At 37.1% G+C, this 23,328-nt stretch carries 15 protein-coding genes; 3 read left to right on the forward strand and 12 right to left on the reverse strand.

All coding sequences use genetic code 11. The features are described 5' to 3' along the window. Positions 1-198: 198 nt before the first annotated feature. The 3 genes from DU508_RS05160 to DU508_RS05170 all read left to right on the forward strand — a co-directional run bounded on the left by DU508_RS05160 (position 199) and on the right by DU508_RS05170 (position 5,294). Complete coding sequence (locus DU508_RS05160; protein ID WP_115401731.1) at positions 199-1,569, forward strand: sigma-54-dependent transcriptional regulator; 1,371 nt, start codon at positions 199-201, stop codon at positions 1,567-1,569. A 92-nt stretch (positions 1,570-1,661) separates the two neighbouring features. Beyond that, positions 1,662-3,020: a sensor histidine kinase gene (locus DU508_RS05165; RefSeq protein WP_115401732.1), complete on the forward strand. Its 1,359-nt coding sequence runs from the start codon at positions 1,662-1,664 to the stop codon at positions 3,018-3,020. A gap of 84 nt (positions 3,021-3,104) precedes the next feature. Then, positions 3,105-5,294: a bifunctional alpha,alpha-trehalose-phosphate synthase (UDP-forming)/trehalose-phosphatase gene (locus DU508_RS05170; RefSeq protein WP_115401733.1), complete on the forward strand. Its 2,190-nt coding sequence runs from the start codon at positions 3,105-3,107 to the stop codon at positions 5,292-5,294. 158 nt (positions 5,295-5,452) lie between these two features. Here the strand turns inward: DU508_RS05170 and DU508_RS05175 are convergent, their stop codons facing one another. The 12 genes from DU508_RS05175 to DU508_RS05230 form a co-directional block, all read right to left on the reverse strand. Next, complete coding sequence (locus DU508_RS05175; protein ID WP_115401734.1) at positions 5,453-7,237, reverse strand: glycoside hydrolase family 15 protein; 1,785 nt, start codon at positions 7,235-7,237, stop codon at positions 5,453-5,455. 284 nt (positions 7,238-7,521) lie between these two features. Then, positions 7,522-8,790, reverse strand: coding sequence for a glucose-1-phosphate adenylyltransferase (locus tag DU508_RS05180; protein WP_115401735.1), 1,269 nt, complete (start codon positions 8,788-8,790; stop codon positions 7,522-7,524). A gap of 8 nt (positions 8,791-8,798) precedes the next feature. Then, positions 8,799-10,211, reverse strand: coding sequence for a glycogen synthase (locus DU508_RS05185; RefSeq protein WP_115401736.1), 1,413 nt, complete (start codon positions 10,209-10,211; stop codon positions 8,799-8,801). Between the two features lie 422 nt (positions 10,212-10,633). Beyond that, positions 10,634-11,428 (reverse strand): uroporphyrinogen-III C-methyltransferase, encoded by a 795-nt coding sequence (gene cobA, locus DU508_RS05190; protein ID WP_115401737.1) that lies wholly within the window; start codon positions 11,426-11,428, stop codon positions 10,634-10,636. Between the two features lie 316 nt (positions 11,429-11,744). Continuing rightward, a complete protein-coding gene (locus DU508_RS05195; RefSeq protein WP_115401738.1) occupies positions 11,745-12,215 on the reverse strand; it encodes a hypothetical protein in 471 nt (156 codons plus the stop codon). 172 nt (positions 12,216-12,387) lie between these two features. Next, positions 12,388-14,643, reverse strand: a complete 2,256-nt coding sequence (locus DU508_RS05200) for a glycoside hydrolase family 31 protein (protein ID WP_115401739.1) — start codon at positions 14,641-14,643, stop codon at positions 12,388-12,390. 352 nt (positions 14,644-14,995) lie between these two features. Continuing rightward, entirely contained in the window at positions 14,996-16,246 is a 1,251-nt protein-coding gene (locus DU508_RS05205) for a sulfate adenylyltransferase subunit 1 (RefSeq protein ID WP_115401740.1), read from the reverse strand. Between the two features lie 64 nt (positions 16,247-16,310). Next, a complete protein-coding gene (gene cysD, locus DU508_RS05210) occupies positions 16,311-17,216 on the reverse strand; it encodes a sulfate adenylyltransferase subunit CysD (RefSeq protein WP_115401741.1) in 906 nt (301 codons plus the stop codon). Positions 17,217-18,054: 838 nt separating this feature from the next. Then, complete coding sequence (locus DU508_RS05215) at positions 18,055-18,777, reverse strand: phosphoadenylyl-sulfate reductase (RefSeq protein ID WP_115401742.1); 723 nt, start codon at positions 18,775-18,777, stop codon at positions 18,055-18,057. A gap of 1 nt (position 18,778) precedes the next feature. Then, a complete protein-coding gene (locus tag DU508_RS05220) occupies positions 18,779-20,296 on the reverse strand; it encodes a TSUP family transporter (protein WP_115401743.1) in 1,518 nt (505 codons plus the stop codon). Further along, a complete protein-coding gene (gene cobA / locus DU508_RS05225) occupies positions 20,280-21,050 on the reverse strand; it encodes a uroporphyrinogen-III C-methyltransferase (protein WP_115401744.1) in 771 nt (256 codons plus the stop codon). The genes DU508_RS05220 and cobA (DU508_RS05225) overlap by 17 nt, the downstream gene beginning before the upstream one ends. A 107-nt stretch (positions 21,051-21,157) precedes the next feature. After that, on the reverse strand, positions 21,158-23,248 hold the full coding sequence (locus DU508_RS05230) for a HEPN domain-containing protein (protein WP_115401745.1): 2,091 nt from the start codon (positions 23,246-23,248) through the stop codon (positions 21,158-21,160). Between the last annotated feature and the right edge of the window lie 80 nt (positions 23,249-23,328).

The following is a 23,328-nucleotide window of genomic DNA, read 5'->3' on the forward strand; positions in this document are numbered from 1 at the left end:
TAATTATTGTAGCGGTGGGAAAAAACCTCTCCCCTTCATCCCCTCTCCTTAAAAGAGGGCGCAAGGAGCAGAAAATGCAAAGTTTTTAAAAAATGGTTCAAACCACTTTACCGCTAATTTCCCTCTCTTCAAGGAGAGGGACAGCAAAAAAGAACAAACACCACTTCCATTAATAGGGAGAGGCTTAAAATATAAGTTATGTTAGATGCCACAGTTTTAATTATTGATGACGACGACGACATTCTTTTGAGTGCCCGCCTGTTTTTAAAACAACAGGTAAAACAAGTCATTACCTGTAAATCGCCAAAAGAAATCAATGTATTGCTCAGTAAAAATGACGTTGATATCATTTTATTGGATATGAATTATCAAAAAGGTGCAAGCGACGGTCGTGAGGGTTTATACTGGCTGGAACATATTTTATCAATTGACAAAGACTATGTCGTTATTTTGATGACTGCTTTTGGAAATGTTGAGCTTGCTGTTAAAGCCATAAAAAAAGGAGCTACTGATTTTATTCTAAAACCCTGGGAAAATGAAAAGCTTTTCGCTACCATTTCGGCTGCTTCAAAACTTCGTCAATCAACCAGAAAAGTTAAGAAGCTGGAGAAAATTCATTCTTCCCTTCAAAAGGACATGACACGAGGCTTTGAGCATATTGTTGGTCAGGCTGATGGGATTAAACAACTTCAAACCACATTATTAAAAGTTGCACCAACAGATGCTAACGTATTAATTCTTGGTGAAAACGGAACAGGGAAGCAGGTTTTTGCTTATGAAATCCATGGAAATTCCCATCGCAAAAACCAGGTTTTCATGCACGTTGATTTGGGTTCTTTAAACGAAAACCTTTTCGAAAGTGAGTTATTTGGGTATGCAAAAGGTGCTTTTACAGATGCGAAGGAAGACAAGCCCGGTCGTTTTGAACTGGCAGACGGCGGAACCATATTCTTAGATGAAATAGGAAATTTAACGCTTCCACTACAGGCTAAACTATTAAGTGTTTTGCAAAACAGAACTGTAACGCGTTTAGGCGAAAGTAAAGAGCGAAAGGTAAATGTTCGGTTGATTACTGCAACCAATATGCCTTTGAACGAAATGGTTGCCAAAAATACATTCAGACAAGATTTGCTGTTTCGCATTAACACTGTAGAGCTTTTGCTCCCTCCTTTAAGAAAACGAGGAACAGACATTTTACTTTTGGCCAATCATTTTATGCAGGTTTTTAGTTCAAAATATCATAAAGAAAGCCGAAGTTTAAACCATAAAGCTGAAGATGTTCTTTTAAATTATAAATGGCCGGGAAATGTTCGGGAATTGCAGCACGTTTTAGAACGGGCAGTAATTATGAGTGATGGGTACGAAATCACTGAAGAAGATTTACAATTAAGTCCGCAGCGGTTTGCACAAAACAACACCATTCCCGATGAAATGGCACTTGGCGATATGGAGAAAATGATGGTACAAAAAGCCATCGATAAGCATAAAGGAAATATATCAAAAGCTGCAGCAGAACTGGGCTTAACCCGTGCAGCTTTATACAGGAGAATTGAGAAATTCGGAATATAATTAAGGTAGAGGGTAGAAAGCTAGAAGGCGAAAGGCTCTTATTGCGCTAACAGCCCTCCACCTCTAAGCCCTTCACCTTCAACCTTAAAAACATGTTTTACAAACGTTTTACTTTTCGTTTAATCTTTCGGTTGGTCATCATCAACTTACTGGGGTATCTCCTGTTTTATCTTATTAAAAATACCCAGCTTTGGTTTACCATTATCGGTGTAAGCTTAATTTTATTAGGCTCAGTTATCTCCCTTTATTATTATATCAACGAAATTCGGTCAGATATCAATCGTTTCATCCTAGCGGTTAAAACCAGAGATCATACCTTGAATTTTAAAAACAAAGTTACCAAGGGGAGTTTTCCGGAATTATATGAATCCTTTGGAGATATCCTTCAAGTGCATAAGCAAATCAGAATGGAGCAAGAGGCTATGTTCCAGCTGATAAAAACCATTCTGGAGCAGGTTCCTGTTGGTGTAATTGTTGTAAACAACACAAAAACCAATCAGGAAAATGAAGAAATTGCCTTTTTCAATCAGGCTGCATCAAATTTATTAGGTGTTCCGGCTTATAAATACTGGCATCGGTTAAAACAACATTTACCAAATTTCGCTAATGAAATTGAACAGATTGCCTCAGGTGGAAAGCGTTTTTTAGAACTTAAAATTCAGGATAAACTCATTCAATTATCAACTGAAGTTATTCCCTTAAATCTCTATGGAAACAACTACACCATCATTAGCTTTCAAAACATCAAAGATGAAATTGAACAAAAAGAAACCGAGGCATGGAACAGATTAATTGGTGTGATATCGCATGAAATATTGAATTCCATTACTCCGATCAGTTCATTGTCTGATACGATCAACAGTATGGTAAGCAATAAAGAAAATCTTGATCTTGATGAAATGGAAGATTTGAAAACGGCCTTGCAAACCATCAAACGCCGTTCTACCGGGCTTTTGGATTTTGTGAAAGATTATCGTTTAATTGCAGAATTGCCAACTCCCGATTTGCAATCGCATACCATTGGCGAGATTCTAAAGCACATCAAAGTATTAATGCAGCCTTTTGCAAAGGTTAAAAATGTGGTATTAGATGTTGAACAAACTTCATCAAAAATTACTGTTAAATTAGATTTAAAACTGATTGAGCAGGTGCTTATCAACCTCGTTACGAACAGCATTTATGCTGTGGAAGAAAGAGAAAATCCTCATATTTCTGTAAGCTACCGATTGGAGAACACCAAATTATATATTGATGTCACCGATAACGGAAAGGGAATTGAATCTTCAGATGTAGAGAAAATTTTCGTTCCGTTTTATACCACTCGTAAGAATGGTTCGGGCATTGGATTAACCATTAGCCGAAATATTATGAAAATGCACCGTGGCAGTATTGAAGTGGTATCTATTCCAAATGAGCAAACCACATTCTCGCTATTGTTCAATTATGTTTAGTAATTTGAATGTTTTTTTAGGCTAAAAATTCAAACAAAAATTGTTTAAGATGCTTTTATTGTTGTGGATACATCAAATACAAGCATGAAAACAGTTATAATATCGAACAGACTACCCGTTAAAATCATTGAAGAAAACGATGAATACACTTTTATTCCAAGTGAAGGAGGATTGGCAACCGGACTTGGAGATGTTTATAAAAGCGGTAATTCCGTTTGGATTGGCTGGCCGGGAATAGAGGTCCCCGAAGAACGCCAGGAAGAAGTAAAACAAAAACTAGCCGAACTCAATCTTTACCCGGTTTTTCTTACTCAAAACGAAATCAATTTATATTACGAAGGTTTTTCAAACGAAGTATTATGGCCTGTATTTCATTACGTGGTAACCTATGCCCATTACGAACAAAATTATTGGGATTGCTATAAATCTGTTAATGAAAAGTTCGCTAAAAGTGCTATAGAGATATTAAATAAAAGAGACAAAATCTGGATTCAGGATTACCAATTATTATTATTACCTGGAATTTTAAGAGAAAAACTTCCTGCTTCAACTATTGGTTTTTTTCAGCATATCCCCTTTCCATCTTATGAAATTTTCAGGCTAATTCCCTGGCGGGAAGAATTGCTGAATGGGATAATGGGCGCTGATTTAGTTGGTTTTCATACTTACGATGATGTTCGGCATTTCATTAGCACCGTTACGCGTTTATTACCCGTAAACTCATCTTCCAATATTTTAAACAGCAATGAACGGCAAATTGTTGTTGAAGCTTTCCCAATGGGGATTGATTTTAAAAAATTTTCTGGTTTAACTTCGACAGATGAGGTAAAAAAAGAAATCAGCTATTTTAAAAGTGGCAAAGAGGATATAAAAATCATTATTTCCATCGATAGATTGGATTACAGCAAAGGGATTTTAGAACGTTTGAAAGCACTTGAATTACTTTTGCAACTCCATCCTGAATATATTGGTAAAATCGAATTATTCATGATCGTTGTTCCATCTCGGGATACTGTACAACAATATAGCGATTTGCGGGATCAGATTGATCAGTTTGTAGGTAATCTTAATGCCCGTTACCGGTCCATGGATTGGATTCCCGTAAATTATTTTTATAGATCTTTTCCCATTGAGGTGTTATCGGCACTTTATTCCTCTGCTGATATTTGCCTGGTTACGCCTATGCGTGATGGCATGAACCTCGTGAGCAAAGAATATGTGGCAAGCAGAAACAATAATGATGGGGTGCTTATTTTGAGTGAAATGGCCGGTGCTTCAAAAGAATTAACCGATGCACTGATTGTAAATCCTAATAACCTTGGCGATATTATGGAGGCCATAGTTTTGGCCTTAAAAATGCCATTGGCAGAACAACAACACCGCATGAAAGCCATGCGGGCAATTGTAGAAAAATTCAATGTAAAACATTGGGTTAACAATTTTATTTTAAGATTAAACGAAGTGAAAGATTCTCAAAAATCATTACAAACAAAACATGCGGTAAATTCGATAAATGAAGTGATCGCTTCAAAATATGCACAAAGCACAAACAGGGTTTTATTTCTGGATTATGATGGAACGCTCGTGGATTTTACAGGAAATATAGATGATGCCTCACCAGATAAAGAGCTATACGATGTAATTGAAAACCTAACACTTGATAAGGCAAATAAAGTTGTAATTATCAGTGGAAGAAGGCATGAAACCCTGGAAAACTGGTTTGGTCATTTAAAAGTTGATATGATTGCTGAACATGGTGCATGGCAAAAATCTTATGAAGATAAGTGGAACTGTTTACCGTTGCTTACCGATCAATGGAAGCAAGAAATTAAATCACAGTTGGAAACTTATACTGACAGAACTCCTGGATCTTTTATCGAAGAAAAAAGTTACTCGCTGGTTTGGCACTACCGCAAGGCTGAAGAAGGATTGGGAGAACTGAGGGCAAATGAGATTGTAAGCCATATGAAAATACTTGCGGCCGACAAAGGTTTGCAATTGATGCCTGGTAACAAAGTAATTGAATTCAAAAACATAGAAGTGAATAAAGGTAAAGCAGCGCTGAATTGGCTATACGATAAAACCCCTGACTTCATTTTAGCACTGGGTGATGATCATACTGATGAAGATATTTTCAGAGCCCTTCCCGATGATGCATTTACCATTAAAGTTGGAAACAATATTTCAGAAGCCAAATACTACTTAAATGATTTTAAAGAAGTTAGAAAATTACTTTGGAGTTTAGTTAAGGAAGAGTTCGTGGAAAGGGATTAACGTTGCTTGTTGTCCTGAACGCAGTGAAAAATCCGATAGTGATTAGCAACCTGAAGGTAATTCCAGTGCCACGGTTTGTGTCCTCACGAAATAAATAGTTCGTTAGGACACGAACCATGGTCAAAGAAAATCAGCGAAATCTTAATCTGCGGGAGTTTTTACAAAAAAATTGGTCTATCTAATTTTATCGCAATGCGATACGCCGCATTCATTAAACCAACATGGCTATACGCCTGAGGAAAATTCCCCCACTGGCTTCCGGTTTTCGCATCCACATCTTCACTAAATAGCAGTAAATGGTTACAATATTTAATGATATTCTCGAATTCTTTAATGGCTTCATCAATCCGGCCTACACAAGCTAAAGCCTCAACATACCAAAAAGCACAAATTAAAAATGTGGTTTTTGGTTTACCAAAATCATCAGCATGTAAGTAACGATAAAACAAACCATCTTCGGTTTTAAGTTCGGATTCCAAAGCTTTTAAATGATTCTTTGCCCTATCTGATGCGGGATCTAAATAATTCATCATAATCAGCTGCAGCGTACTGGCATCTAAATGCGAACTACCCACTGCGTTGGTGTAAACCTGTCTTTCAGGATCATAGCAAGCTTCAATGTGAGCGGCCGCTTTGTCGATTAAAATCTGCGCTCTATCTTCGAAATCTTTATTGCCAATGGTTTTTGCCATTTTTAAAGCGGCATTTGCTCCCGCCCACTGAAATAAATTGCTATAGCAATGTACATTGGCTATATTTCTAAACTCCCAGATTCCTGCATCCTTCTCATCAATGGTTCTTTCAATTTTAGAAAGCACTCCCTCAATCCATTTTATTGAATCGCTGCGTTCTGAGAACACAAAACGATGATCAGTATAAAGAGGCAACATCGAAATTAAAACCTGACCATAAATATCATTCTGAATATGTTCATAGGCCTGATTTCCAATCCTGATGGGTTGCTCTCCCGCGTAACCATCCAAATGATCCAATATATGTTCTGTAATTTTTCGTTCTCCCGTAATCCCATACAAAGGCTGGTAACGTTCATCTTCTGCAAAAGATATATCAGATAAGTAATTAAAATACTTCTCCATTTCCTCAAAATGGCCGATGTGATTTAATGATGTTAACACATAAAAAGAATCTCGCAACCAGCAATAGCGATAATCCCAATTTCGGGTACTTCCAGGAGATTCGGGTAAGCTTGTTGTACTGGCGGCTATAATTGCTCCGGTATCTTCGTATTGGTGAATTTTTAAAACCAGGGCCGAACGAATTACAAATGGCTGGTAAAAGCCAGCTATTGAAGAATGTTTAATCCATAAGCGCCAGTAAGCAATGGTTTCACGAAGAAAATTCTCAGCAGTACTCACAATAGGTGCTTCCAGATTATATCCATAAGTTAAAATCAAATACTTTGTTTCATTAAGCACGAAAGCTTTTTCATCTAAAATATAACTTAACGACACATTGGTGCTCAATTGAATATTTTCATCACAACCGATATAATCAATGTGATTACTCCCCCTGCTTGATCGCATTTTACCTTTTCCATAATCGCAAACGGGATTGCATTTAATGATTATCCGCGGATTACCTTCCAACGGCTCAATCTTCCTGATTAACATCAGCGGTTTGAAATAACGTTCATAAAGATGAAAACGTGGAGCAAAATCAGTTATCCGGTATTTCCCACCTTCAGTAGTGATTTCTGTTCTTAAGATATTCGTGTTTTCTATATAGTATTGATGGGAAGAAAATTTTTGCTGGGGCAAAATGGAAAATTCTCCTCCTTTTTTCTTATCCAGCAAACTCCCAAAAACGAAAGGGCTATCAAATCGTGGCCAGCAAAGCCATGATATATCTGTGTTTTTATTTACATGTGCCAGAAAAGCACAATTTCCTACTATTCCTGTTTGATAAAGGTGTTGTTCGGCCATAAGCTATTTTTGTTTATTAACTAACAAGTTTAAGTCGAAAATGTTGGCAGGAAATAGGTTTTAGGAATAATGATTAATAAATGCTTTCTGAAAGGCATTATCCCGAAAGATAACTTTATTAATAAATCTGATTGCTACAAAAATATTTTTTTTTGCGTTTCAATAATCATTCGATGAATATGGCAATATAATATACTGATATTCATATAATTGTATTGAATTACCGCATAAAAAAACCAGCTTAGAAAAAAATCTAAACTGGCTTAAAACGGTAAATAATTATTTTAAATCACTGTTCCGCTCGGCAAAACAGCACCTTTTTTAATGACAACAATTCCATCTTTAACTGCATACAATTCAAAATCGCCATCTTCCAGATGTACACCGCCATTAATTTTAACGTCATTGCCAATACGGCAATTCTTATCAATGATCGCATTATTAATGTAGCATCTATCGCCAATGCCGATTAAAGAATTACCCTTTTCATTTTCAGATTCTATTTCTTCCAACGTTTGGTAACGATCACTACCCATAATATACGCATTTGTAATAACAGTATGCCTTCCTATTCTCGAACGAATTCCTAAAACCGCATGCTCCACCCTGCTTGCCTGCACAATACAACCCTCTGCAATAATTGCCTTCTCTAAAGTTGTGCCCGATATTTTAGAGGGTGGCAGCATTCTGGCTCTTGTAAAAATAGCGTGTGAGCTATCAAACATGTTAAATTTAGGAATCTCATCCGTAAGGCCCAGGTTAGCCTCAAAGAAAGATGAAATGTTACCGATATCAGTCCAGTACCCTTCATATTGATAGCTTAGTACACGACTTTGAGTGATCGCCCTTGGCAAAATTTCTTTACCAAAATCTTTTTCATCTTCGTTTTCATTCAAAATATTAATTAAATATTCACGACTGAAAACATAAATACCCATTGATGCCAGATAATTACGGCCTTCGCTTTGCATCTCAGCACCCGTATCAGAAATCCAATTTTCCAGACCAGTTTTGGGCTTTTCAATGAAAGAGGTAATCATATTCTCCTCATCGGCTTTTAAAATGCCAAAATCTGTTGCATCTTTTGCATTAACCGGAATGGTTGCAATCGTAATTTCTGCATTTGCTTCGATATGTCTTTCAATCATATCTTTAAAATCCATCTGATACAACTGGTCACCAGATAGAATTAAGATGTAATCAAACTCATGTGAAACAATGTGATGCATACATTGGCGTACCGCATCTGCAGTTCCCTGGAACCAGCCGGCATTTTGTACGGTCTGCTCTGCTGCCAGAATATCAACAAAAGCCGTACTGAAATGGCTAAAGTGATAGGTGTTTTTAATGTGTTTATTTAGGGATGCTGAATTAAACTGTGTTAACACAAACATACGGTGGATGCCTGAATTCAGGCAATTAGAAATTGGGATGTCTACCAACCGATACTTCCCTGCAATTGGAACTGCAGGTTTCGAACGTGTTTGTGTTAGTGGCGATAATCTAGAGCCCTGGCCACCGCCAAGGATAACGCCTAAAACTTTGTCAGTCATGTTTAAGCTTATTTTAATATTTGGTATAATTCTATGTAATTCAGCGCTGCCTGATCCCACGAATGATCAATCTTCATCATGGTTTTGCGTACAGCCTTAAATGTTTTTTTATCGTTATATAAATCTACAGCCCGGTTTATAGCATGGGTAACATCCCAAATGCTGGTTTGATCGTGGCAAAGCCCAAATCCACCGTCGCCAATATCAACTACAGTATCTTTTAATCCGCCTATTCTTCTTACTATAGGAACAGTGCCATATCTTAAAGCGTAGAGCTGATTTAAGCCGCAAGGTTCAACCCTCGAAGGCATTAAAAGGAAATCTGCTCCTGCATACATTTCGTGCGAAACTTGTTCGTTATAACCTATGTATGCATTATACTTTCCTTTAAAAATATCTTTTAATTGATTTAATCGTCCTTCAACCCAGTTATCGCCCGATCCCAAAACTAAAACATTGATATTGTCGCCGTGTTGCTGTAGTGCGGTATAAAATATATCAGGTAATAAATCGGCTCCCTTTTCATCAACCAATCTACCTATGAAAGTAAATAATGGTTTTGACGAATCTAATTGAAAAACATCGCAAAGCGCTTTTTTGTTTGCTAATTTCCCTGCCTCAACTGCTTTTAAATTGTAACTTTTTACTAGCATGGGATCTGTTTCCGGACTCCATACCTCAGTATCAATACCATTTAAAATACCAACAGACTTCCAACGTTCCTGCCTCAACAAACTTTCCAATCCACGGGCATTGTTCATCATTTCTTCCAAATAACTTGGTGAAACAGTAGTAACCTTCCAGGCACATTTAATGGCAGATGCCAAAGGATTAATCGCGTCCTCCCAACCCAATAACCCACCCTTCCATAAATCAAATGCTGGTAAATAATACAATTTATCCCAGCCGAACTGCCCTTGATATTGTGCGTTATGAATGGTTAAAACAGTTGGCACTTTGCTAATTGGCAAATATTTAATGCAATTTGAAACCATAAAAGGAATTAACCCGGTATGGTGATCGTGGCAATGAATCACATCAGGGCGATGTTCCCACTGTACAATCCAATCCAAAACTGCGATTTGAAAGGCAATAAATCTTTCTGTATCATCGTCATATCCATATACATTTGGTCTATCTGTTAAACCCTGTATATGAACAATGTACAAATCAAAACCAAGCTTATTGGTTTTCTCTTTTAAAATGCGGTAAGAAAAATGATGATTGCCATAATTTGCCCAGGCATCGTAAGCTACCTCAAATTCATTTTCCCTAACAAACTTTGTTTCATAGGCAGGCACAACCACTTTGGCAATGTGGCCGATTTTATTTTGATATTTTGGTAAGGCCCCAACAACGTCTGCTAAACCTCCAACTTTAGCAACAGGGTAACACTCGGCGCTTATATGAATAATTTCCATCAAATATTTGGTGTAGATAACTTCGTTAAGTTAGTAATTGTTTTTTGATTTGGAAATATTCGGAAATTTATTTTTAAGATGGGTTTTATTGTATAATATACAGATAATCGAGACTTAATCTTTGAAATGAATTCGGCATGATGAGCGCTAAACTATAATTTTATACCTTAAGCGTTATTTTTGTCTTTACAAGAATTTTTTTTTGAAAGTGAACGTTCATCACTTCGTTGCCGATAGCAGCCCTGCTTTCCATTTCAATTTTTTTGTGAACGTTGTTGCGGGCTGGTTGAAACACCGAACAAAAAAGATTTCCATTGCAATCAGGCTTAGAAACAAAGTTTGCTCTTAGCCAAATGCAAAAAAAACCGCCAAACTTTCTTTAGCGGTTTTTAACAACAAAACAAATATATAATTGATTACCCTTAATATTCTTCGGCAATAATTTCGTAAAAATCACGAATGGGTTGAAATTGTGGATGCAATGAAACCACATCTCCGAAAACCAAAAGCGCAGGTGCAATGATTTTTTTATCTTCAACAACTTCAGCAATCGTATCTACAATTCCCACTGCTATTTTCTCATCAGGAGTAGAACCATTCTGGATCACTGCAACCGGTAACAAACCTTTGTTTTCAGCCTGAAAAATCGCTGCAATTTCATTTACTTTCTCAATCCCATTTAAAACCACAATAGTGGCTTTAGTTTTAGCAGCAATATATAAGTCTTCAGAAATTTCTCCTTTAACGTTAGTACCTGTTACTGCCCAGAAACTTTCGCTCAAGTCTTTATAAATCATTGGGATTTTTTGCAAACTCGGGGCTCCGGTTGCGCTTGAAATACCGGGAATAATTTCAGTTGGAATACTGTAAGATTCTGCCGCATCAATTTCTTCATAACCTTTAGCAAAGAAAAACGGATCGCCACTTTTTAAACGAACCACATGTCCATAGTTTAAAGCATAATCAATAATCAACTTATTTACTGCATCTTGCGAAAAATCTTCATCATCAGTGCGTTTACCCACATAAACTTTCGGAATGTCATTTGGCGCATAACACAATAAAGCTTCGTTCACATTTGCATCATACAAAACAACATCGGCTGTTTTTAATGCTTTAACACCTTTTAAACTAAATAAATCAGGATCGCCAGGACCTGCTCCTATTAGTGTAATCTTTGGTTCAATGTTCGCTTTCTCTACTTTATTCAAAATCATGACAGAAAATTGGCTCGTTCAAATTTTTATTAATTATACAAATATATAAAGTCTATAGAAATTGTAGTAATTTATTTTAAAATAATTTAATTTTGCTTTTGAGCAGGAGTTTTATAAACCAAAAAGCCTTAGCGGGGAAGCTAAAATCTGTAAAGCTAAACTGGCAGCATATCCTTATAATCGTTATTGGAACAACTGCACGTCATTATGACATGAAGCATTTTAATATGCTCGCCCCAAATTGATAAGATCGCTTCATGCCTTAGCAATGACAGACACATTAGAGATACTTAAAGTATCTCTAAATATTATAAATCTATTTACAAGGAACCTCTCCAAATGTAAATTTTCCAGCTTCGTAATTAATGGGCTTGCCTTTAACAAAATAAGATCTTCCAAGTGTCGTTTCAATTTGGCCCACTCCCATAATCAATTTACCATCTTTCTTTAAAAAGGCTAAGGGATTGGTATAAACCCTGCTTGAATCGTTACCGGTTTTAAAACGATAATCTACCAGCAAGGTATCACCGCTGAATTTCCCTTCAATGGTTCCATTATTTTGTGGTTTTTCTTCATACTTAACCAGCAATGAACCAGTAACTTCTCCTGAAGCCAGCGTTTTAACAATCATAGCAGCACTATCCTTTTCAAATACAGCCGCATAACAGTTTTCACTCAATAAAGAATCCTTTTTACCTGATGCACCATCTGATTTTTTATCAGAAGAATTGCAGGCATATACAAACGGGAAAGCAATTAAAACGAAATAAAGAATGTTTTTTTTCATGATAAGGTTTTTGAGACTTGGTTTTTCTTATTTAAATATAAGAATATGATGCTGCTTTTCAAATATTTCCATAGTAAACCAATCAATCTTATTTAAAATAAGAAATCTATACTTTTAGAGCAGGTTATTAATTGGTTTCAGCTGTGTAATTATAACAAACTTTTGCTCAGATTTACCATTCTGTTTCTATCGTAACAGCTTTACCTATTGATACAGCATTAGTGATAATTATTGTGCTATTGGTTTTGTCGTCATATTTAAATTGAGCCTTTTTATTATTTACCAACACGTTTTTAGCTTTTTGTAATGGCAACTGCAGCACGTACACTCTGCTTTTAGGTTGACCAGTGTAGCCTTTGCCTTCAACAGCACTAATATTAACTAAAGCCGCATTACTTTTTTGAGTATAGCCAAGTTTTGTAAAAGACTGCATATCGTTTTTGTATTCATTACTTATCCCATCATCTTCGTATAAGGTATAAGTTTGTTGCTTATTTATAATACCGGGATAACATTTGATTACCAGAGTATCTAAAGTTGCAGATGCCATACGTTCTTTATATGGCTGCATGAGCAAAGGATATCCTCCTTTTACGAATAGAGGCGTTTGATAGATATCAGAAGAAACTTCTTTCGTTTGTCCACCTTCAAATTTTTCGTTATTAAAAATATTAAACCATACATCTCCGTCAGGAAACCAAACTTTTTGAATACCTACAAGCTTTTCTCCTTTTCCTGGCGAAACAATGGGTGCGGCTAGTAGTAAATCGCCGAAAAGATATTGTTGATCATTTATATAAGCTTCTTTATTTTCAGGATAATCAATATACATTCCCCTGATGAGTGGCACGCTTTCTTTATGGCTTTGCCAAACGCTGGTATAAATGTATGGCATCAATTGCGATCGTAAACGATAAACAATCCGCAAAGCATCTTCGGCTTGTTTGCCCCATAACCACGGTCGCCTGTCTAAATTTTCATCACTTACCGAATGGATTCTTAATGAGGAGTTTGTTAATCCAAATTGGCTCCAACGAACGTATAGCTCAGCATCCCGGCCTCCGTAAAAACCACCAATATCATGCGCCCAAAAAAAACAACCCGAATTGCTGCTTTTGGAGGTAAAAGGGATTTCGAACTTTAACATATCCCAGCTTGCAACTGCATCGCCACTAAATTGTATAGGTGTACGTTGGCTGCCCCATCCTGCCCACCTGCTAAACAACAACCCTCTTTTATCATCAGCTTGCGAGTGCTTAAAATAAAGATAATTTAACCATGGCAAATGTTTAACATTTGGGTATCCCAATACAAATGGCATAACATAATCCTGCTGCCAATCTAACCACCAGAAATCTACTCCTATTTTTTCACTTGGCTGTAAAGCGTATTTAAAAAAATTATCCATGTACTTTTTGTCTCCTGCATTAAAAAGCAACGTGTTTTGATTTGTGGTATCGGCGCCCATTGCTTTCATAAAAGGAGCATATTGTTCCTCATGCGGTCGAATTCCATCATGAGGATGATCGTTTAAGGTAATGTGCAAACCATCATCTTTAAATTCTTTTAACAAAATTGATGGGTTTGGGATCAGTTTCTTATTCCAGGTATAACCGGTCCAACCATAGCTGCCCGCATGAGCCATGCCTTTTAGTGCTTCCTTTTGTGTATGCCACCCCATGTCCATAACCAGAACATCCAATGGGAAACCATGTGCTTTATATCCGTTTACAATTTCCCGGTAATCGTTATCGGTATAATTCCACCAGCGGCAATACCAACTACCATGTACATATTTTCTGTTCATTGGTACTTCGCCGCTAATGGCTGTTAACGATTTTAAAGCAGCTTTATAGTTTTGTCCGTAACCAAAAAAATATAAATCCCTGATGTGGTTTACCGGTCTTGGGCTTAACCAGCCATTTACTAAAATTTCTTTTTGCCCATCATCAATTACATGCCATCCATTTTTTGATAATAAACCTTGTTCTAAAGGGACTTCGCCCTCAACTTCGTCTAACGTTGATAAAGCACCACCTAAATTAGCATCATCTTTCATGTATATTAGCCAATCTATGTTTTTAGGCTTGTTTAATACAGTAATGGAAATGTTTTTCTGGCTAAAAGGATATCCATCATCAGTAAAGTAAATCTTCATTCTACTGGTGGATATTGTATATCTATTCTCTTTTTTATCAATTTCAAAATTGTTAAAAAAGGTTTTGCGGTTGTTGGCGAATAAAGTAGGTTCATCAACAAATTTTGCATCTGTAGCGTATTCCATTCTTACCAATTCTGGTGTAATAATGGTAAACCGGGCCTTGCCAAGCACAATAGGATTTGTTTGCTGCCCAAATAATAAAGTGAGCGTGGCTAAACTAAAAATACAGGTGCTTAATATAATTTTTATAAGCTGTGCTTTTTTCATTTTAAATAGCTGATTTATAGAAATATTTTCAATAATAGCTATGCTTTACTAAAAAAAGTAAATTATTAGTGCACAAACGTTTGTTTAAGGAGGAGAATTACATTGTTGAATTGTTAATTGCCCACCGCAGGAAACTGAAACCGCTAATTGCACCTGAAAAATTGCAAACTGGAACGTGATTAATACTAAAGAACAAAGCATCTGCAAGCGCAATGCAGCAGATGCTTCGTTCATCAACAGGAAGAGTTTATAAAAAACCGAAACAAAAAGCGGAGCTAACCGAACTGATATTTCATTGCAGTTTCCTTCATTAATTCAGCTGACATTGTCCTTCTCTGCCATAACGGATGAATTATTCTACCGCTGCTCTGAACATTAAAGCACCTACTGTTAAATTGGTACGGCTATCCACTAAAATTGCTGAACCATTTGCACGGTTATCATCGTATAAATCAAAAGCTAAAGCATCAGCAGTTTTAACAATCACACGACCAATATCATTTAATTTGAATTCATCAGCGGGATGCTTTTCTAAAGTATTAATATCCACTTTATGCAAAATTTCGCTGATTTTACATTTTGTGGTTTTGCTGTTATGCTGAATCAGGTACATGATAGAAATGTCCAAAGCACGGGTATCCATCCAACACAAATCTGCCTCAATTAATTTTGAATCTTGTGGCAATGCCGCAGCATTTACAATGGTATCACCACGGCTGATATCGACATCATCTTTTAAGTGAATGGTAACAGACTGACCTGCATGAGCAGCATCTGGAGCCTGGTCGAAAAATTCGATTTTCTCAATAGCAGAACTTGCGCCTGATGGCAAAATTGTTACCCTGTCGTTCAGATTAAAAGTTCCGCTTAAAACCCGACCCGCATAGCCCCGGTAATCGTGCAGTTCATCTGTTTGGGGGCGAATGACCCATTGCACGGGCATACGGGCAAACTGCGATTTATCTAAATTATCAGTATCTACCTGCTCTAAAAAGTGTAATAAACTTTCGCCTTCATACCACTCCATACGGTCAGAATTTTGAACGATATTATCTCCTCTCAGTGCACTAACTGGTATGTAATTGACATCAGCAAGTTTTAGTTGTTGCGCCAGAACCTTGTATTTATCAATGATGGAATTATAAATGTTTTCGCTATAACCCACCATATCCATTTTGTTGATGCAAACTACAACATGTTTAATACCCAGCAGAGAAACCAGATAAGAATGACGAATGGTTTGTTCCACAACCCCATTTCTGGCATCAATTAAAATGATGGCCAGATTTGCTGTAGATGCACCAGTAACCATATTCCTCGTATATTGAATGTGTCCGGGAGTATCAGCAATAATAAATTTACGTTTATCGGTTTGGAAATACTTGTAAGCCACATCAATGGTAATGCCTTGCTCCCGCTCGGCCCTTAAACCATCGGTTAAAATGGCTAAATCTATTGTTCCATCATCGTTTTTTCGGTTAGAGCTTTGCAATGCCTCTAACTGGTCAGCTAAAATAGAATCAGTATCATATAACAAACGGCCGATTAAAGTACTTTTACCATCATCTACACTGCCTGCTGTGAAAAATTTTAATATGTTCATGTTTAATAGTGATTGAATTAATGTGGGATTGAATTTTGAATGACCCCGGACTAAAGACTCCAGACTAAAAATAACCTCCTTTTTTCCTGTCTTCCATTGCGGCTTCAGAAACTTTATCGTCCATACGTGCACCGCGTTCCGAAATTTTTGAGGAACTGATTTCTGAAATAATATCATCAATTAAAACGGCTTCAGATTCAACCGCTGCAGTACAAGACATATCGCCAACGGTACGGAAACGGACTTGTTTGCTGATGATAATATCTTCATCATCCATATTTAAAAATGGGGATGCTGCCATTAACTGGCCATTTCTGGTAATACAATCACGTTGGTGTGAAAAATAAATACTGGGCAGCTCAATGTTTTCTCTGCGGATATAATTCCAAACATCAAGTTCTGTCCAGTTGCTGATTGGGAACACACGTACGTTTTCGCCTTTATGAATTTTACCGTTATAAATATTCCAAAGTTCAGGGCGTTGACGTTTTGGGTCCCACTGGCCAAATTCATCCCGAACAGAGAATATACGTTCTTTTGCCCTGGCTTTTTCCTCATCTCTGCGGGCGCCTCCAATGCAAGCGTCAAATTCGTATTTGGCAATGGTATCTAACAAGGTAACGGTCTGTAAGGCGTTTCTACTGGCATTTTTGCCTTTTTGCTCTACTACTTTACCTTGATCTATTGATTCCTGAACAGATCCAACAATTAACTTTTCACCGATTCTTTCAATCATTTTATCACGATAATCTATCGTTTCCTGAAAATTATGCCCTGTATCAATGTGAACCAAAGGGAAAGGGAATTTTCCCGGACGAAAAGCTTTTTCCGCTAAACGAACCAAAGTAATTGAATCCTTCCCGCCAGAAAACAATAATGCAGGTTTTTCAAATTGCCCCGCCACCTCACGTAAGATGTGAATGGCCTCAGCCTCTAATTCATCTAAATAATCAAAATTATATGTGCTCATTATAAATGTTGGAATGTTTAAATGTTGAATGTTTGAATGTTTTGTTCTAAAAGCAAAACCACTCTTTTATCCAACTTGTATATTCACTTGTTGTTTCTTGTTTTTTTCGTCATTGAGAGGAGGCTTTTTCTGCTGACGTGGCAATCTTTTTGTTTTTACCACTACTTCTTAAAAGATTGCCGCGGCTCGCTCTCATCCTGCCTCGCAATGACGAGGTGGTGGCTGTTCGTTTTATTCCTTTGCCCTAAACCTTACCCCTCAACCTTAATCCCTCAACCCCACTCGTCTCTTTCTCCATGGTTCGTGTTCTTACCAACCATTTTTGACTTTATTCTTTTCAAAGGAACTGTTTTCAACCGCATTAAGATTGCTTCGTACCTCGCAATGACGAGGTGGTTAGGCCATTCACTTTAGGCATTTGCCCTAAACCCTAAACCTTCCCCCCTTAACCTTAATCCCTCAACTCCGCTCGTCTCTTTCTCCATGGTTCGTGTTCTTACCAACCATTTTTGACTTTATTCTTTTCAAAGGAACTGTTTTCAACCGCATTAAGATTGCTTCGTACCTCGCAATGACGAGGTGGTTAGTCCATTCACTTTAGGCATTTGCCCTAAACCCTAAACCTTAACCCCTCAACCTTAATCCCTCAACTCCACTCGTCTCTTTCTCCATGGTTAGTGTCCTCACCAACCATTTTTGACTTTATTCTTTTCGAAGGAACTGTTTTCAACCGCATTAAGATTGCTTCGTACCTCGCAATAACGAGGTGGTGGCTGTTCGTTTTATTCCTTTGCCCTAAACCCTAAACCTTACCCCCTAAACCCTAAACCTTAATCCCTCAACCTTTACCATCAACTCCACTCGTCTCCGTAGCGTGCAACCCACACTCCTTTTTACTTTGATCTTCCCACCACCATCTGCCTGCTCTAAAATCTTCTCCTGGCTGTATGGCTCTAGTACAAGGAGCACAACCTATGCTCGGGAATCCTTTATCATGTAAGGTATTATACACGATGTTGTTCTGTTTGATATAACTTTTTACATCATCCAATGTCCAATCGAAAATAGGATGAAACTTAATGAGTTGATTACCTTCATCCCACTCTAAATCTTGCATATCCTCACGATTAGGACTCTGCTCTGCCCTAATTCCTGTTACCCAAATTTCATTTCCTTTTAATGCTCTTTTCAAAGGTTCGATTTTACGGATATAACAGCATTCTTTTCTATTTGCTACCGACTCGTAAAAACTGTTAGGGCCTTTGGTATTTACCATATCCTGTAACAATTCAGTTTGAGGATAATATGCATGAATCGGCTTATTATATACCTCAAGCGTACGATTCCAAACATAATAAGTCTCTGGAAAAAGTCGTCCTGTTTCTAAAGTGAATACTTTAATTGGAATATCATTAGCAAAAATTAAATGTGTAATGGCCTGATCTTCCCAACCAAAACTGGTTGAAAAAATGATTTTACCGGCGTATTCTGCTGCCAGATATTTCAATTTATCAATTGTATTCAGGGTCTCCAGTTTCAATTTTAATTTTTCACAATCCATTTTACAATTTCATTAAAAGCACATAAATTGTTCTTAAGCTTGTAATAATTACGATTATCCCAACCATAATCATAATGGTTTTAACATTTAGTTTTTTGGTTAAAAATGCCCCAAATGGAGCTGCAATGCAACCGCCTAAAACCAAGCCTGCAATAATTTGCCAATGTGTTAAACCAATCATCATGATAAATGTTATCGAGCTGGCCAACGTTACAAAAAATTCGGTAAGATTAACCGAACCAATAGTATAACGTGGGTTTCCACCTCTTGAAATCAGTGTTGAAGTTACTATTGGCCCCCATCCGCCACCGCCAATTGAATCTAAAAATGCTCCAATAAATGCAAGTGGCCCAACCACTTTTAAAGGCTTGCTCTCTTTGGTTTTAGCAACGGCCTTTAATAAAATCTTAACCCCTAAAAACAGGGTATAGGCAGATACAATTGGTTTAATAATATGACCATAGTTTTCAAGGGATGACAAAATATATGCACCTGCAATTGCACCTAAAATACCTGGTAATAATAGTTTTTTAAAAAGTTTGGCTCTAACATTTCCAAATTTTAGGTGCATTAAACCAGATACCCCACTTGTAAATATCTCTGAAGCATGAACACTGGCACTTGCAGCTGCCGGTGTTACCCCAAATGAAAGCAGGAATGTTGTTGCACTAACACCATATGCCATTCCTAAGGCTCCATCAACAAGCTGTGCTAAAAAACCTCCTATTATAAAGTAAATTATGGTACTGTCAACTTGATTTAAAATAGTATTTCCCCAATTACCCAATTTCTCAAAGGGGATAAAAGAGAAGAATATATGACCGAAAACCATTAAAGCCAGAACTGAAAATGTCCAGATCAGGATTTTTTTTGGCTTTAATTTATTGGTATCATTCTTTGCAAAAGATTCCGTCAAATGGTTAAGTATCTTCACTCTATGCTTAAAGTTCGGGAGTAACTTATTACGGATAATATTTAAATTTTCGATAGATTGCTCAATCTCAGGAGGAATAGTTTCATCCAAAATTTCTTTTAAGCGCTTTGCGATTGTTGGAGACTTGCCATTGGTAGAAATCCCGATTTTCAAATTGCCTTTTTTAACGATAGAGCCCAGATAAAAATCGCAAAGTTCAGGTTTATCGGCTACATTAATAAGCAAACCTTTTTCATGGGCAACCGCCCTGATTTCCTCGTTTAAAATGTTATTATTGGTTGCAGCAAAAACAATGTCGATATCGTTTAAATCATTAATATCAAAGCTTTTTTGCTTAATCTTTATTTGAGGGTAATTTTCAATTAACGAATAAACTTCTTGAGAAATCATTTCTGCAACAATTGTAATTTTAGCATGATGACTGTTATTTACAATCGTTGTTAGCTTTTCCAAACCAATATTCCCTGCCCCGATTAACAATGTATGCAGCTTGTTCAGCTTTATAAAAACCGGGAAAAGCTGGTTGCCTTTTTCCTCTTCAGAAAAGGATTCTGCATGATTGGACTGGCTAGGCAATACTTGCATATTGTTTTACTAAGGTTTTAAACGATGGGTGTAATGAAACTACTTCTCCAAAAATGAGCAAGGCAGGTGCTTTAATATTTTCTTGCTGAACCAAGCTTTCGATGGTTTCTACAATGCCAACAACTAATTTTTCATCTTCTGATGAACCATTCTGAACTACTGCTGCCGGCAGATTGTGCCGGCCTGCTGCTTTGAATATTTCAACTATTTTAGATAATTTTTTCAGGCCCATTAACACTAAAACTGTAGCATTTGATTCTGCTGCCTGATAAATATCCTGAGAAACTCCGCCAGCAGTTGTTGTACCTGTGATTACCCAAAAGCTTTCGCTCATTCCGCGGTGCGTTACAGGAATTTGCTGTAAACCCGGAACACCAATTGAGCTTGAAATCCCCGGGATTACATCAACCGGGATGCTGTAAGATGCTGCATAATCCAGCTCTTCATATCCTCTGCCAAAAACAAATGGATCGCCACCTTTTAGGCGCACAACATGTCCATAATTCAAAGCATAATCAATCATTAATTTATTAATGGTTTCCTGCGGATAAGAGTGTTCCCCAGAACGTTTTCCAACGTAAACCTTAATAGCATCCGTTGGTGCATGTTCCAATAATGCCTCATTTGTTAAAGCATCGTATAAAACCACATCAGCAGTTTGTAATGCTTTAACGCCTTTTAAAGTTAATAAATCAGGGTCACCAGGACCAGCGCCTAAAAGGGTTATTTTTGATTCTTTATTTTGATTAACCATAATTTTAAATTTTGAATGAGTGATTTTTGAATGAGAGAATGAAACGTGTTTGGTGCAAGGCGTTTAGCATTTGCAAGTTCTCAATCTCATGTTTATTGTCTAAAATCTCATTTTACTGCTACTGTCCTCTTTTCTTTGATTTGACTTAAAAACTCATTTGCTTCGTTAAAATATTTCTGAGCAAATTCTGCCGATGGCTCATTTTTATTGATTTGTAAAACCAAATCTGAAAAATTGGTGGATAAGTTAAATTCGCCAGTTTCCACGTAATGATTATCAAACTCTCTGATTACACCAACCTGGGTGCTACTGTTTACGCCTTTATCTAAAAGCAATGATTTTGCGGCGCTAACGAAAGTGCTGTAAGTATGATAAATTGCATCAGCGTAAGCACCTTTATCTAAATTTTGTTTGGCCCAACCGAATTTTTCATCGGCTTCTAATAGTAAAGTGGCCACTAAATCGATCACTACCCCAGCACATTCTCCAACCCCAATTGCAGTAGTAAATTGTTCTACATGGCCCCAATCAACAAATTCTTCTTGTTGAAGATTGGTTAAATCTGCCAATGGTTTTAAAAGCTGATAAAAATGATCTTTCCCTTTTCGGTCATAATATTGATGGAAATTTTCGTTCTCCTCATTATTTGCTTTGAAATCATTTAAGATAAAATGCAAAACGCTTGTGGCTCTTTTTGATGGGACTTTAATCACACGTTCTGCAACACGGCCAACCCCATTTCCAACTGTTCCTCCACCTAGCATGACCTGAACTGCCGGAACAACTTTTCCTTCTGCCTTTACGGAGCTCCCATGAAAACCGATTTCTGCCAAACCATGCTGCCCGCAAGAATTCATGCAACCACTGATTTTGATTTTAATGTTTTTCTCGTAAATAAACTCCGGAAAATCGGTATAAATCACATCCTCCAAAACCTCAGCTAAAGTCATTGAATTGGCAATTCCCAAATTACAAGTATCCGTTCCAGGACAAGTGGTAATATCTGCCAAACTATCGAAGCCGGCCGTTGTAAAACCTATTCTATTTAAGGCAGCATATAATGATGGCAGTGCCTCTTTGCGAACAAATTTTAATAACAAGCCTTGATTTTGTGTAATTCTGATTTCATCAGCAACATAAAGTCTGATGGCATCTACAAAAGCACGAGCTTTGTCAGTTTTAATATCACCCACCTGAACTTTAACATAAACCGAGTAAAAACCCTCTTGTTTTTGTTCTACAACGTTAGTTGCAAACCAGTGTTTGTAGTGCGTTTCATTCAATATTTCAACCTCAGGATATTCTTGCGATAATGGTAAAATCGGTTGAGGAACTGTATTTCTATCTATTTTGAAGGTTTTTACTTTATTCGCAATACGTTCTTCAGCGACCAAACGTAAAACTTCTTCTAATCCTAATTTCTGAACTAAATATTTTAAACGGGCTTTGTTACGGTTTGTACGTTCACCATAACGATCGAAGACCCGAAGAACTGATTCTGTGAAAGGGATCAATTGATCTTCAGGCAGAAAATCATGAACGGCACTCGCCAAAAAAGGTTGCGCACCTAAGCCGCCGGCAAATAAAACTTTAAAACCACGTTCTCCATTTTCATTGATTTTTGGAATAAATCCTAAATCGTGGATATAACTAAAAGCGGTATCTTTATCGCTTGAGGAGAAAGAAATTTTAATCTTTCGGCCCATTTCCTGGCAAATCGGGTTACGCAAAAAGTATTTAAAAACCGCATGTGCATAAGGCGAAACATCAAAAGGCTCATCCTTATCAATACCTGAATTTGGCGATGCGGTTACGTTACGAACGGTATTTCCACAAGCCTCACGAAGTGTGATATCATCTTGTTCTAATTTTGCCCAAAGCTCAGGAGTCCTGTCTAAACTTACATAATGCAATTGAATATCCTGACGGGTGGTCAAGTGTAAATTTCCACTTCCGTATTCATCAGCGATATCGGCAATACGCAATAATTGCTTAAAGGTTACTTTTCCAAATGGCAGCTTAATACGAATCATTTGTACGCCAGGCTGTCTTTGTCCGTAAACACCGCGGGCTAAACGTAAACTTCTAAATTTCTCATCGTGAATGGTTCCGTCGCGAAAAGCTTTAATCTTATTCTCTAAATCTATAATGTCCTGCTCGACAATTGGATTTTCGAGTTCTGTTCTGAAACTTTGCATATGTGTTGTTAGCTTATTCAAAAAATGCCTCTCTTTTACTGAGAAGCATCCAATATTTTATACCTATAAATTATTCAAAT

It is taken from the genome of Pedobacter chinensis (assembly GCF_003339865.1).
Taxonomy (GTDB): domain Bacteria; phylum Bacteroidota; class Bacteroidia; order Sphingobacteriales; family Sphingobacteriaceae; genus Pedobacter; species Pedobacter chinensis.